Source organism: Rathayibacter sp. AY1A7, from assembly GCF_002930845.1.
Classification (GTDB): domain Bacteria; phylum Actinomycetota; class Actinomycetes; order Actinomycetales; family Microbacteriaceae; genus Rathayibacter.
The window spans coordinates 282,483-296,306 of record NZ_PSTL01000002.1 but is presented as its reverse complement, the minus strand read 5'-3'; the positions used below and the strand labels follow the sequence as shown (position 1 = coordinate 296,306).

Here is a 13,824-nt window from a genome sequence, read left to right as displayed (position 1 = left end):
GCCCTTCTCCACAGTTCCCCGCACCCCCGGGGCGGCGTCGGAGGCGGCGGGTAGAGTTCCCCGGGTGACAGAGCCCACCGCGACAGCCCTCCCCGCCCCGCCGCTCGCCGACCCCTCGGCGGAGTCCCGCGGCGGCGTCCGGAGCGACGCGGCGAGCGGCGCTGCGGGCTCCGGATCCTCCGAGGCGCAGGCGATCCTCGAGAAGGTCTTCGGCTACGGCTCCTTCCGCGGCGAGCAGCAGGCCATCGTCGAGCAGGTCATCGGAGGCGGCGACGCCGTCGTCCTGATGCCCACCGGCGGCGGCAAGTCGCTCTGCTACCAGATCCCCGCCATCGTGCGCCCCGGCACCGGCGTGGTCGTGTCCCCGCTCATCGCGCTGATGCAGGACCAGGTCGACGCCCTCCGCGCGAACGGCGTCCGAGCCGAGTTCCTCAACTCCACCCAGGACGCCGGCGAGCGCAGCCGCGTCGAGCGCGCCTACCTCGACGGCGAGCTCGACCTGCTCTACGTCGCCCCGGAGCGCCTGGGCAACGAGGGCATGAAGCAGTTCCTCGCCCGCGGCCGGATCGCCCTCTTCGCGATCGACGAGGCCCACTGCGTCAGCCAGTGGGGCCACGACTTCCGCCCCGACTACCTCGCACTGGGCGAGCTCGCCGAGCGCTGGCCCGACGTCCCGCGCATCGCCCTCACCGCGACCGCCACCGAGGCGACGCACCGCGAGATCACCTCGCGCCTGCACCTCGGCGCCGCCCGCCACTTCGTCTCGAGCTTCGACCGCCCGAACATCCAGTACCGGATCGTCAACAAGGTCGAGCCGCGCAAGCAGCTGATCGACTTCCTGCGGCGCGAGCACGCGCACGACGCGGGCATCGTCTACGCCCTCTCCCGCAAGAGCGTCGAGGCGACGGCCGAGGCGCTGCGCTCGGCGGGCTTCGACGCCGTCGCGTACCACGCGGGCCTCGACTCGCGGGTGCGCGCCGCCGCCCAGTCGCGGTTCCTCCGCGAGGAGGGCGTCATCGTCTGCGCGACCATCGCCTTCGGCATGGGGATCGACAAGCCGGACGTGCGGTTCGTCGCGCACATCGACCTGCCCAAGTCGGTCGAGGGCTACTACCAGGAGACGGGTCGCGCCGGCCGCGACGGACTGCCGTCCACCGCCTGGCTCGCCTACGGCCTGCAGGACGTGGTGCAGCAGCGCCGGATGATCGACGAGTCGCCGGGAGACCTGGCGCACCGTCGGCGGATGTCCGCGCACCTGGACGCGATGCTTGCGCTCTCCGAGACGGTCCAGTGCCGCCGGGTGAACCTGCTCGCCTACTTCGGCCAGGAGAGCACCGCCTGCGGCAACTGCGACACCTGCCTCGAGCCGCCCGCCTCCTGGGACGGCACCGTCGCGGCGCAGAAGTTCCTGTCGACGGTCGTCCGCCTCAAGCGAGAGCGCAACCAGCAGTTCGGCGCCGGTCACATCATCGACGTCCTCCGCGGCAAGACCACGCCGCGCACCACTCAGCACCAGCACGACGGCCTCGCCACCTGGGGCATCGGCGCCGAGCTCAGCGACACCCAGTGGCGCGGAGTCGCCCGCCAGCTCCTCGCGCAGGGCCTGCTCGGCGTGAACGATGACGGCTTCGGCACGCTCGTGCTCACGCCCGCGTCCGGCTCCGTCCTCAGCGGCGAGCGGAAGGTCGAGCTGCGGCAGGAGCCGGAGAAGCCGGCCCGCTCCAGCGGATCCTCCCGCTCCGGGCGGTCCACCGTCGCCGAGCTGTCGGGCGAGGCTCAGCCGCTGTTCGAGCGGCTCCGGGAGTGGCGCGCCGCGCAGGCCCGCGCGCAGGCGGTCCCGGCCTACATCGTCTTCAACGACGCGACCCTCCGCGAGATCGCGACCGCCGAGCCGGCGACGATGGACGCGCTCAGCATCATCGGCGGCGTCGGCCAGAAGAAGCTGCTCACCTACGGCGAGGCCGTTCTCGCCGTCGTCGCGGGGGAGAGCCCCGAGATCGCCGTCCCGGAACCCGGTGAGGAGGCTCCCGCTCCCCGCCGCGCGCCGGCCGCCCGTGGCGGGTCGTCCCGCTCGCAAGGGGCGAAGCCCTCGTTCGGCCGCGAGTCGTCCGGTCCGCCGGTGTCCGCCGCTCAGCCGCCGGAGGACGACTGGGTGCCGCCGGACGAGCCCGACTGGGAGCCCGGCTGGGACAGCTACTGATCCGTCGCTGAGGCGCGCGGTTCACCACCCGCGACGGAGGCGGGCGCCGGCGCGGGCGACCGTGTTCCGGGCTCCGCGTCGGCGATCGTGCCCATCTCGTCACCGACGCGAGCGTCCTCGGTCCGAGGCGTCGGCGAGCGCCCTCAGCCGCCCGCGCCCGTCGACGCCATCCACCCGCCGAGCAGCGTGCAGCAGAACGACACCGCGAGGCCCGCCACCGGCACCCAGAACGCGATGCGCCGCCGCACCAGCAGCACGATCGAGAAGGCCAGCGCCGCGAGGAACGGCACCCACACTCCTCCTGCGGCGAGGACCACCCCGCCCTCGATCAGGCCGATGTCGCAGGCGTTCGATCCGCCGCACGAGTCGCTGGCCATCGCGAAGAACAGCCCGAAGAACGACAGCAGCAGCGTCACCGCGGAGGCCACGAGGATCAGCACGATCGTCAGCACCAGGTCCCAGACGCGGACCGGGCGCCCATGCGGAACCCCGGATCCCGGCGCGGCGGGAGGCCCGGGAGGCGCTGCCGCGAGGTCCACGGGCGGCGCACCCGGAGTCCCGAGAGACGCGGGCGAGCCGACCACGGGTGGCCCGGCCGCCGGCTGTCGGGCGGGCGGAGGGGGAGGCAGCGGCGGCTCGCTCATGCCGAGAGACTAGCGACGCGTCCTCCGGTGCGGCGTCCCTCCTCCGCAGAAGCAGCCCGCAGGGACAGTCCGTTCAGCACACGGACGAGCCGCCCCCTCCTCCGCTCCCGTCGGCAGGGACAGCCCGTCCAGCGCACAGACGAGGCGCCCCGCCTCCGCCTGGTCGGTTCCGACAATGCGCTTCCGCCTCCGCCCGGCGCCGTTTGTGCCCGGGCGACGGAACGTTTCCGCCGCGCCGCCGCGCGACCTACCGTGCGAGGACCGCCTCCGCTGCCGCGCCCGTCGGCGCACGACGCACCGGGAGCGGCCCGAACCGCAGACGGTCGAAGGGACACGAACACCATGGTCAGCACCGCTCCCCACCCCCGCTCCGCCGCCGACGCCGCCGACCGGGCGGCCACCGGGCGCACGCGGGCCCGGCGCTCCCAATCGGGCTCCATCGCGCCCACGCCGCCGGTGGACTCCCTCGGCTCCGAGGTCGATGCGCGCCTGGACGAGGACGGCGCCCCCGCCGTCGACGTCGCCGCCCTCGGCGAGACCCTCCTCGGCGCCTGGCGCGAGCAGCGCCTCGCCAGCCGCGCTCTGACCGCCCGCCCCGAGCTGCACCGCACCGACGGCCTCCCGATGAAGGAGCACCGCCTCCGCGTCTCGGAGCAGATGCGCGTGCTCGCGGCCGAGGGCGGCGTGCACCGCGCCTTCCCGGTCGACCTCGGCGGCGAGGCCGATCACGGCGGCAACATCGCCGGCTTCGAGGAGCTGGTCACCGCCGACCCGTCGCTGCAGATCAAGTCCGGCGTGCAGTGGGGGCTCTTCGGCGCCGCGGTCCTGCACCTGGGCACCCGCCCGCACCACGAGAAGTGGCTGCCGGGGATCATGAGCCTCGAGATCCCGGGCGCTTTCGCGATGACCGAGACCGGGCACGGCTCCGACGTCGCGTCGATCGCCACGACCGCCACCTACGAGGACGGCGAGTTCGTGCTGCGGACGCCGTTCCGCGCGGCCTGGAAGGACTACCTCGGCAACGCGGCGGTGGACGGGCGTGCGGCCGTCGTCTTCGCGCAGCTGGTCACCCTAGGGGTGAACCACGGCGTCCACGCCTTCTTCGTCCCGATCCGCGACGAGCAGGGCGCGTTCCTGCCCGGCGTCGGCGGGGAGGACGACGGCCTCAAGGGCGGTCTGAACGGGATCGACAACGGCCGCCTCCACTTCGACGGCGTCCGCGTCCCGCGCGAGAACCTGCTGAACCGCTACGGCGACGTCGCCGCCGACGGCACCTACTCCTCGCCGATCGCGAGCCCGGGCCGCCGCTTCTTCACCATGCTCGGCACGCTCGTGCAGGGCCGCGTCTCGCTCGACGGAGCCTCGGTCGCCGCGGCGAAGATCGCGCTGACGGTCGCCGTGACCTACGGCGACCAGCGCCGCCAGTTCACCGGCGGCGGCGAGCGGGAGGAGGTGCTGCTCGACTACCAGCGGCACCAGCGCCGCCTCCTGCCGCGCCTGGCCACCACCTACGCCGCCGCCTTCGCGCACGAGAAGCTGCTAACGGCGTTCGACGAGGTCTTCTCCGGCGCTAACGACACCGAGCAGTCGCGGCAGGACCTCGAGACCCTCGCCGCGGGGCTGAAGGCGCTCTCGACCTGGCACGCTCTCGACACGCTGCAGGAGGCGCGCGAGGCCTGCGGAGGCGCGGGCTTCCTCGCGGAGAACCGGCTCACGCAGCTGCGCGCCGACCTCGACGTGTACGCGACCTTCGAGGGCGACAACACCGTGCTCCTCCAGCTGGTCGCCAAGCGCCTGCTGACCGACGTCGGACGCCGCTTCAAGGGCGCCCAGCCCGCGGAGCTCGCGCGGTACGCCGCCTCGCAGGTCGCGGGGGCGACCGTCGACAACTCGGGTCTGCGCCGTCTGGCCCAGGTCGTCGCCGATCGCGGATCGACGGCCCGCTCGGTCGGCCAGCTGCGGGAGGACCAGCGCGAGCTGCTCACCGGCCGCGTCGAGAGCATGGTCGCGGGGATCGCCTCACGGCTGCGCCCGGCGTCGAAGCTGCCCTCCGACGAGGCGGCCCGCCTGTTCAACGCGCACCAGAGCGAGCTCATCGAGGCGGCGCGCGCGCACGCCGAGCTGCTGCAGTGGGAGGCGTTCACGGAGGCGCTCGCCGGCGTCGAGGACGCGGGCACGCGCACCGTCCTCACCTGGCTCCGCGACCTGTTCGGCCTGGGCCTGATCGAGAAGCACCTCGACTGGTACCTCATCCACGGGCGCCTGTCGTCGCAGCGAGCGGTCGCGGTGACGTCCTACATCGACCGGCTGCTCGCCCGCATCCGCCCGCACGCCGCCGACCTGGTCGCGTCGTTCGGCTACGGGCCCGAGCACGTGCGCGCGGCGATCGCGACCGGCGCCGAGGCGGAGCGCCAGGAGGAGGCGCACGCTTGGTACGAGGCCGCCCGCGCCTCCGGCACCCTCCCCACTCCGGAGAAGCGCCGCTGAGCCCCTCCTCGAGATGCCGCTCCGGTACGCGACACGTCGCGCGAGGCGTACCGGAGTGGCATCCCGTGGCGACAGGACGGGGAGGGGCGCGTCAGGACGCGAGGAACGCCAGCGCCTGGTCGCGCTCGGCGCGCAGCTCGAGCACGGACTCGTCGATCCGCGCGCGGGAGTGCGCGTCGATCTCGAGCCCCTCGATGATCCGCCACTCGCCGTCGACGGAGCGGACCGGGAACGAGGAGATCAGCCCCTCCTCCACCCCGTAGGAGCCGTCCGACTCGACGGCGGCCGAGGTCCACGACGTGCCGTCGACCCAGTCGCGCACGTGATCGATCGCGGCGGAGGCGGCGGACGCGGCCGAGGAGGCTCCGCGGACCTCGATGATCTCGGCGCCGCGCTTGGCGACCCGCGGCTCGAACTCCGTGTGCAGCCACTCCGCGTCGACCAGCTCGGGCACCGGCCGTCCGCCGACGGTGGCGTGCGTCGCGTCGGGGTACTGCGAGGCGGAGTGGTTGCCCCAGATCGCGACGCCCTCGATCGCGTCGACGGGGGCGTCGAGCTTCGCGGTGAGCTGCGCGACCGCCCGGTTGTGGTCGAGTCGCGTCATCGCGGTGAAGCGGCCGGCAGGGATGTCCGGGGCGCTGCGCCGCGCGATCCAGGCGTTGGTGTTGGCCGGGTTGCCGACGACCAGCACGCGGATGTCGGAGGCGGCGTGCGCGTTCAGCGCGGCGCCCTGGGGTCCGAAGATGCCCGCGTTCGCGGCGAGCAGGTCGGCGCGCTCCATGCCCGCGCTGCGCGGCCGGGCGCCCACGAGGAGGGCGACGCTCGCGCCGTCGAACGCGGCGGCCGGGTCGTCCGTCGCCTCGATCCCGCGGAGGAGGGGGAAGGCGCCGTCCTGCAGCTCGAGCGCCGTGCCCGCGGCCGCGCGGAGGCCGGAGGGGATCTCGAGCAGGTTCAGGCGGACGGGGACGTCCGGCCCGAGGAGCTGACCCGAGGCGATGCGGAAAAGGAGCGCGTAGCCGATGGCGCCTCCCGCTCCCGTGACCGTGACCGTGACCGGAGTGCGCTGCTGGTTCATGCGCCGAGCGTATTCCCGCCGGCTGGGGGAGGGGGAGGAGTCAGCCGGACGGCGGGCCCTCGGCGGGAGGCGCCGTCGACCCGCGGAGCACGAGCTTGTTGCGCAGCCGCACGTGCTGCTCGGCCACGCTCCCGCCGTCGATCAGCGTCAGGAGCGCCCGGGCGGCCGCGCGCCCCACGCGGTGCAGCGGCTGCCTCACCGTCGTGAGCGCGGGGACCACCCGGGAGGCGTCGGGCACGTCGTCGTAGCCCACGACCGAAAGCTGCCCCGGCACCGAGAGGCCCAGCGCCCGGGCCGCCTCGATCACGGCGATGGCGGAGGCGTCGTTCGCGGCGAGGACCGCCGTCGGGCGGTCGGGCAGCAGCAGCAGCTCGTGGGCGGCGGCGAGGGAGGGGTCGTGCCGGTAGTAGCCGACCCGTACGAGCGCGGGGTCGTAGGGGAGGCCGGCGTCCGCGAGCGCCCGCTGGTAGCCGGCGCCGCGCCGGTGCGACGACTCCAGGTCGGGGCGGCCCGCGACGAAGCCGATGCGGCGGTGGCCGAGCCCGATCAGGTGGCTGGTCGCCAGCTGCGCTCCGCCGAAGTCGTCGGTCGCCACCGAGTGCAGCTCGGTCTGCGCGGTCAGCGGATCCACGACGACGAGCGGCAGGTCCGACGGGGGGATCACGCCGGAGGGAGTCACCAGGATCGCTCCCGCTACGTGCGCCTCGGTGAGGCGCCGCAGGGACTCCTGCTCCCATCCCGCCCGGCCCCGGCGGCTCGCCCCGCTGCCGGCGAGGAGGTCGAACCGGGTCCCCCGGAGCGCCGTCGCCACTCCCTGCAGCACCTCCGTGCCGAACGGCTCGAAGTCGCCCAGGAGCACGCCAATGACGCCTGAGCGCTCCGCGCACTCCGTCGTCACGACCTCCTGCTCGGCCTCCGCCGTCGCCGCCCCTGCGGACATCCTCGTCCCCTCCCGCCGTCCCCGCCCGGCCGCGGCGGAACGCGGTGATCGCCTCGCTGCGCTGCTCCGGACGGTTGAGAACACGTCCTTGCAATCGGGAATGTTCCCGGTAACATTGCCCGCAAGACTAGCTGAGGGAAAGCTCAGCAGTCGAGAGAGACGAGTATCGGGCAGCCTTTCTCCCCTCAGTGCTGAGGGGGTCGAGAGCTGGAGCTCGCGTGGCCACGCTGTGGAAGCCGCCGCGCACGAGCCGTCCGCCGCTCTCCGCGCGTCCTGCGCTCCAGGCGCGGCCGAACGCCCCTCGGGCTGCGCCGCGCTCCGTCCTCTCGCGGCCTCGGGCCGCGCCACCACTCCGCGCCGTCCGGCGCTCGACCTGATCGGCGACGATGCCGATCGAGTGAGGAACACCATGTCCACGCGACGCACCCCCCGACCCCTCTGGCTCGTCCGCTCGGGCGCCGCTCTCGCCGGCTGCCTGCTCCTGTCCGGCGTCGCCGCCGCGGCCGCGGCCGCCGACACCGAGTACGGCTCCGACGACGTCGACGTGAACGTCAGCATTGAGGAGCTGGAGCAGCCCGGCGCCCTCTCGATGTCGATCGACGGCACCTCCGCCACGCTCGCCGAGGAGGGCTCCACCCCGACCGTGCGCGCGTTCACCGGGCAGCTGCCCGACGTGACCGTGACGGACACCCGGACCGTCGACGAGATCCCGGCCGGAGCCGGCTGGTACGTCCTCGGCTCGGCGAGCGCCTTCACCGGCGACGCGGACCAGGAGGACATCTCCTCCGACCACCTCGGCTGGACGCCCGTCCTCGTGGACGGCGGCGAGTCGGGCCTCGTGTCCGAGGGCGACCCGGTCGACACGATCCTCGACGAGGGCGCCGACGCCGTGGGCCTGTTCGACCAGGAGCTGCTCGCGCTGTCGCTCGACTCGCAGGAGACCGCGACGGACGGGTCCTGGACCGTGTCCGCGGGCCTCACCCTGAAGACCGAGGCCGACGTCGCCCCCGGCGACTACTCCTCCGTCCTGACGCTGTCGCTGTTCGAATGACTCCGATGCGCGCAGTCGCCTCCACGGCGATCGGCGCCCTCCTCGCGGCGGGTCTCCTCGCCTCCGGCGCGGCTCCGGCGACCGCGGCCGGCGCGTGGTCGCCGAAGGCCTCCTACACGTCGACGGACCGCGGCGACGGCACCTACTCCGTGCCGCTGCTGAACGCCGACGTGCCCGACGTCAGCGTCGAGCGCGTGCCCGCGTCCGAGAACGACGACGGCCGCGACATCTACTACATGATCAGCACCACGATGCACCTCAGCCCGGGCGCCCCGATCATGAAGTCCTACGACCTCGTCAACTGGGAGATCGTCAACTACGTCTTCGACCGGCTCGAGATCGGCGACCGCTTCTCGCTCCGGAACGGGCAGAACTCCTACGGCAACGGCCAGTGGGCCTCGTCGCTGCGGTACCACGACGGCCGCTACTACGCGGTCTTCAACACCAACAACCTCGGCGGCTCCTACCTCTACTCGACCGACGACATCGAGGACGGCGCCTGGACCCGCACGGCCCTCGGCCGCGCCTTCCACGACCCGTCGCTGTTCTTCGACGACGCGGACGGCGGCACGCCGTACATCTTCTACGGCTCCGGATCCACCAGCGCCGTGAAGCTCAGCGAGGACCTGACGACCGTCGTCGCCGAGTACCCGAACATCCTCCGCACCTCGGACTACCCGGGGGCCGGCTACCTCGGCGGCCTCTTCGAGGGCGCGCAGGTGCAGTACATCGACGGGCAGTACTACATCGTCATCATCACCTGGCCCTCGGGTCAGGGCCGCCAGGTGGCGCTGTTCCGCTCGTCCGAGCTGCTGGGCCGCTACGCGACCGCCGACGGCAGCAACCCCTACGAGGGCAAGGGCGTGCTGAACTCCAGCGGGTTCGCCCAGGGGAGCCTCGTGCCGATCGCGAAGGAGGACGGCTCGACCGCCTGGCACGGCATGTTCTTCCGCGACAGCTTCCCGACCGGCCGCATCCCCGGGCTCATCCCGGCGACGTGGAAGGACGGCTGGCCGACGTTCGGGACGAACGGCTCGGTGCCGGTGGGCGGGAGCTTCCCGAAGCCGATCCGCCTCAGCCCCGAGGAGGAGCTGTTCGAGCGGCAGAAGAGCATCGTCGTCTCGGACGACTTCGACAACGACGCCCCGGCGAAGGCCTACCAGGACGAGTCGTGGACGATCCCGCCCGCGCCCGCCTACGACGCGTCGCTGCTCGGCGTGCAGCTGCTCCAGAACCCGGGAGCGGAGTCGGGGACGGCGCCATGGGCCGGCCAGTTCGGCGCGACGCTGTCGGCCGACACGACCGACCCGGCGTCCGGCACCGCCGCGCTCCGCGTGGGTACCCGAACGCTCAACGGCTCCGGCCCGAGCCAGGTGCTGGCGAACAAGCTGCAGCGCGGCGTCACGTACACCGTGTCCGCGAAGGTGAAGTACACGACCGGCCCCGCGTCGGTCCGCTTCAACCTCTGCGCCGACTTCGGCGCGGGACCCGTGACGATGGCCTCCGCCGCCGTCACGCAGGGGCAGTGGACGACGATCACGGGGACCTACACGGTGCCCGAGACCGCGAACGTCGGCAGCGTGAAGTTCGCCGTCGAGACGCCGTGGGGCAATCCGCAGCCGGCGTCCTCGAGCACCGAGTACCTGCTCGACGACGTCTCGCTCGTCGGCGCCGCTCCCACCCTCGAGCGCCCGACGGCCGCCGAGATCGAGCCGAACGGCTCGACCCTCGCCCTCCCCTGGCAGTGGAACCACGCCCCCGACAACCGCTACTGGTCGCTGACCGAGCGCGAGGGCTGGCTCCGCCTCACCAACGGGAAGGTGCTCAGCGGAACGGCCGCGCACACGCGTCTCTCGGGCTCGCCCGAGATGACGTACCTGGAGGAGGCGCGCAACACGCTCTCCCAGCGCATCGTGGCTCCGAAGCAGTCGGCGGAGGCGGCGTTCGACGTCTCCGGGATGAAGGACGGCGACGTCGCCGGCCTCGCGGCCTACAACCGCGGCTTCTCCTACGTCGCGGTCAAGCGCGTGGACGGCGTCACCACCGTCGGCGTCGTGAACCGCAGCCAGCCGTTCGCGACCACGTTCGATCAGGCGGCCGTGGAGTCCTTCCTCCCCGGCACCACCGCCGCCCTCGGCGACGCCTCGCAGGTGCGCCTGAAGGCCGACCTCGAGCTCTCGGCCCCGGCCGGACAGCTCTGGACGACCTTCTCGTACAGCCTCGACGGGACGAGCTGGACGAAGCTCGGCAGCCGCGTCGGCCCGCAGACCCTCGACGGTCAGCTCACGCACTTCATGGGCCACCGCCTCGGGCTGTTCAGCTACGCGACGAAGACCGCCGGCGGCCACGTCGACGTCGACGAGTTCCTCCTGAGCGACACCCTCTCCTCGGAGGGGAAGGCGCTCGACCGCTCGCAGCTCGACGCGGCCGTCGCTCACGCGGCGACGCTCCGCTCCGACGACTACCCGGCCGACGCCTGGTCCGACCTCCAGTCGGTCCTCGCGAAGGCGCAGGCGGTCGGCACCGCGGGATCGCAGAACCAGATCGACGCCCCGGAGCGCGCGCTCAGCTACCAGCTGGCGCGCCTCGGGACGCTGAAGGAGGCGTCGCTCGACGTGACCGCCGCCGCCGCGACCCGCTGCATCGCGGGGAAGGTCGTCGTGACCGTGCGGGCGACCAACGCCGACGACGTGCCCGTCGCCCTCCGGATGGAGAGCGCCTCCGGCACGAAGACGGTCGCCGCGCTCGCACCCGGCGCCACGACGAGCCACGCCTTCACCACGCGGGCGGCCTCGGTCCCCGCCGCCGAGGTGGTCGTGACCGCGACCGCCACCCTCGACGGCGAGCCGGTGACGACCACGGTGAGAGCGCCCCATCCGGCCGCGTCCTGCGGCTGAGCACTCCGGGGGCGGCCCGCGCGGCCGCCCCCGCCCCCGAACGCGTCAGCGGCACCCGTCGCCGACGATCTCCTGCACGACACGATCAAGGAGGATCCGTGAGATCACCACAACGAGAAGCCGCTCCGAAGGGGCGGTTGCGGCTGAGGCTGCTGGCCACGGCCGCGCTGACCGCGCTCCTGGTGGCCCCCTTCGCCGCCCAGACCTCGTCCGCCGCTGAGGCGGAGCTCATCGTCAACGGCGGCTTCGAGAGCGGCATCAGCAGCTGGTTCGTCAACAACGGCAACGCCGCCGACGCCGGCACCATCGCGACGACCACGGATGCGCGCACCGGCACCGCCGCAGCGCTCGTCACCGGCCGCACGACCACCGGCGCGGGCGCCATGCAGGACCTCAGCGGCAAGGTCGTCGCCGGCCAGACCTACCAGGTCAAGGCGCAGATCAAGTACGAGAACGCCGCGAGCCCCGCGACCAAGCAGTTCTTCGCCACGATGCACTACGGCGGAGGCACCTACACGAACCTCGCGAGCGTCACCGCCACGAAGGGGCAGTGGGCGACGATCAACGGATCGTTCACCATCCCCGCCGGGCAGAGCGTCGCGACCGCGCGCCTCTTCTTCGAGACGCCGTGGACCGCGACTCCGTCTGCCGCGCCCGAGACGCACCTCATGGACTACAAGCTCGACGACGTCTCGCTGGTCGGAGCGGCGCCGCCCGCGCCCGCCTCGCGCACCATCGAGGTCGTGGGCAAGATCCCGGGCGACCACAACCCGCTCATGGGCTGGAAGTTCGGCGCCGACGGCTTCGGCTTCGTCGAGAACGGCCGCGTGTACATGTACATGACGAACGACACCCAGGGCTACGCTCCGAACCCCGCCACGGGCGTCTCGGCGGGCATCGACTACGGCAAGATCAACCAGATCACCGTGATCTCCTCGGACGACCTCGTCAACTGGACCGACCACGGCGAGATCCAGGTCGCCGGCTCCACCGGAGTCGCGCCCTACACCGGCAACTCGTGGGCTCCCGGCATGGCGAAGAAGACCGTGAACGGCGTCGACAAGTACTTCCTCTACTACGCCAACGGCGGCGGCTCCAGCAACGTGATCACCGGCGACTCGCCGGTGGGTCCGTGGACCAGCCAGCGCACCTCCACGCTCATCAACGCGTCCACCCCGGGCGCCGAGGCGGTCGCGTGGAAGTTCGACCCGGCACCGCTCGTCGACGACGACGGCCAGGGCTACCTGTTCTTCGGAGGCGGACCCGCCTCGACCGCGCTCCCCGCGGCCGAGCGCTTCAACAACCCGAAGAACATCCGCGTGATCGAGCTCGGCGACGACATGATCTCGACCCAGGGCACTTCCGCCGTCGTGGACGCGCCCGTCGCGTTCGAGGCGGCCCAGGTGTTCAAGCGCCAGGACAAGTACTACCTCTCGTACTCGTCCCACTTCGGCGGCAACGACTTCGGCGGCAACCAGACCCGCGAGCCCGGCTACCCGGGCGGCGGCGAGATCGGCTACATGATCTCGGACGACCCGATGTCCTGGCCCAAGGAGAACTACGCCGGCGTGATGTTCCCGAACCAGAGCCGCTTCTTCGGAGCCGGCACCGGCGGCAACAACCACCAGTCGGTCTTCGAGCTGGGCGGCAAGTACTACTTCACCTACCACGCGCCGACGCTCAACAAGCGGATCAACGGCGACACCACCCAGGGGTACCGCAGCCCGCACATCCAGGAGCTGCAGTTCAACGCCGACGGCACGGTGCAGCAGGTGGTCGGCGACTACAAGGGCGTCGACCAGGTGAAGGACTTCGATCCGTACCGCACCTTCCCGGCCGAGACCATCGGCTGGAGCAAGGGCATCGCGACGGCGCCGCTCGGCACCCCCGCCGCGGGCGCGACCCAGAACCTCGTGCTGAAGGACCTCGACAACGGCGACTGGACCGCGCTGTCGGCCGTCGACTTCGGGGACACCGGAGCCGCGACGTTCACCGCGAAGGCCAAGGCGCTGCAGGCCGGCGGCACCGTCACCGTCCGCCTCGACTCCGAGACCGGGCCCGTCGCGGGCACCGTCGCGGTGAACGGGACGACCGGTGAGTGGACCGACGTCAGCGCCGCGCTGACCGGAGCGACCGGAGTGCACGACGTGTTCTTCAGCTACTCCGGACCCTCCGGCGACCTGTTCGAGCTCGACACCTTCGCCTTCACCGAGGGCGAGGCGGCTCCGGCGCTCGACATCACGGCGAGCGCGGCGACCCGCTGCATCGCGGGCAAGGCGATCGTCACCGTCCAGGCGAGCAACGGCTCCGACGTCCCCGTCGGCGTGACCTTCACGTCGACGTCCGGCACGAAGTCGTTCACCTCGGTGGCGCCCGGCAAGACCGTGTCGCACGCCTTCACCACCCGTCAGGCGAACCTGCCCGCCGGTGCGGTGACCGTCGAGGCCACGGCCACGATGAACGGCGCCCCCGTCGAGACGGAGGTGAGCGCTCCGTACGCGGCGCGCCCGTGCTCGTAGCGCACGGCTGA

General features: G+C 72.7%; 8 protein-coding genes. 5 read left to right on the top strand and 3 right to left on the bottom strand.

All coding sequences use genetic code 11. The features are described from left to right. The first annotated feature begins 64 nt into the window (after positions 1–64). On the top strand, positions 65–2,200 hold the full coding sequence (gene recQ, locus C5B95_RS03515; protein WP_104287760.1) for a DNA helicase RecQ: 2,136 nt from the start codon (positions 65–67) through the stop codon (positions 2,198–2,200). A gap of 143 nt (positions 2,201–2,343) precedes the next feature. Here the strand turns inward: recQ and C5B95_RS17690 are convergent, their stop codons facing one another. Beyond that, positions 2,344–2,844 carry a DUF6264 family protein gene (locus C5B95_RS17690; RefSeq protein ID WP_219813806.1) on the bottom strand — a complete coding sequence of 167 codons (501 nt, stop codon included), beginning with the start codon at positions 2,842–2,844 and terminating at the stop codon, positions 2,344–2,346. 342 nt (positions 2,845–3,186) lie between these two features. Here C5B95_RS17690 and C5B95_RS03505 point away from each other — a divergent pair, with 342 nt between their 5' ends. Next, the gene (locus C5B95_RS03505; RefSeq protein ID WP_104348473.1) at positions 3,187–5,331 is read left to right on the top strand and encodes an acyl-CoA dehydrogenase; all 2,145 of its coding nucleotides are present in this window, start codon (positions 3,187–3,189) and stop codon (positions 5,329–5,331) included. A 91-nt stretch (positions 5,332–5,422) separates the two neighbouring features. Here the strand turns inward: C5B95_RS03505 and C5B95_RS03500 are convergent, their stop codons facing one another. Then, entirely contained in the window at positions 5,423–6,406 is a 984-nt protein-coding gene (locus C5B95_RS03500; RefSeq protein ID WP_104348472.1) for a malate dehydrogenase, read from the bottom strand. Between the two features lie 40 nt (positions 6,407–6,446). Further along, positions 6,447–7,346: a LacI family DNA-binding transcriptional regulator gene (locus tag C5B95_RS03495; RefSeq protein ID WP_104224380.1), complete on the bottom strand. Its 900-nt coding sequence runs from the start codon at positions 7,344–7,346 to the stop codon at positions 6,447–6,449. 409 nt (positions 7,347–7,755) lie between these two features. Between C5B95_RS03495 and C5B95_RS03490 the strand changes: the two genes are divergently transcribed. The 3 genes from C5B95_RS03490 (at position 7,756) to C5B95_RS03480 (ending at position 13,813) form a co-directional block, all read left to right on the top strand. Further along, positions 7,756–8,397, top strand: coding sequence for a hypothetical protein (locus C5B95_RS03490; RefSeq protein WP_104233676.1), 642 nt, complete (start codon positions 7,756–7,758; stop codon positions 8,395–8,397). Positions 8,398–8,402: 5 nt separating this feature from the next. Next, positions 8,403–11,294 (top strand): family 43 glycosylhydrolase, encoded by a 2,892-nt coding sequence (locus C5B95_RS03485; RefSeq protein ID WP_258059768.1) that lies wholly within the window; start codon positions 8,403–8,405, stop codon positions 11,292–11,294. A 98-nt stretch (positions 11,295–11,392) separates the two neighbouring features. Then, the gene (locus C5B95_RS03480) at positions 11,393–13,813 is read left to right on the top strand and encodes a family 43 glycosylhydrolase (protein ID WP_219812654.1); all 2,421 of its coding nucleotides are present in this window, start codon (positions 11,393–11,395) and stop codon (positions 13,811–13,813) included. Positions 13,814–13,824: the final 11 nt, after the last annotated feature.

Coding starts and splice junctions, on each gene's coding strand:
- C5B95_RS17690 (WP_219813806.1), bottom strand. CDS start 2,844: ATGAGCGAGCCGCCGCTGCCTCCCCCTCCGCCCGCCCGACAGCCGGCG.
- C5B95_RS03505 (WP_104348473.1), top strand. CDS start 3,187: ATGGTCAGCACCGCTCCCCACCCCCGCTCCGCCGCCGACGCCGCCGAC.
- C5B95_RS03500 (WP_104348472.1), bottom strand. CDS start 6,406: ATGAACCAGCAGCGCACTCCGGTCACGGTCACGGTCACGGGAGCGGGA.
- C5B95_RS03495 (WP_104224380.1), bottom strand. CDS start 7,346: ATGTCCGCAGGGGCGGCGACGGCGGAGGCCGAGCAGGAGGTCGTGACG.
- C5B95_RS03490 (WP_104233676.1), top strand. CDS start 7,756: ATGTCCACGCGACGCACCCCCCGACCCCTCTGGCTCGTCCGCTCGGGC.
- C5B95_RS03485 (WP_258059768.1), top strand. CDS start 8,403: ATGCGCGCAGTCGCCTCCACGGCGATCGGCGCCCTCCTCGCGGCGGGT.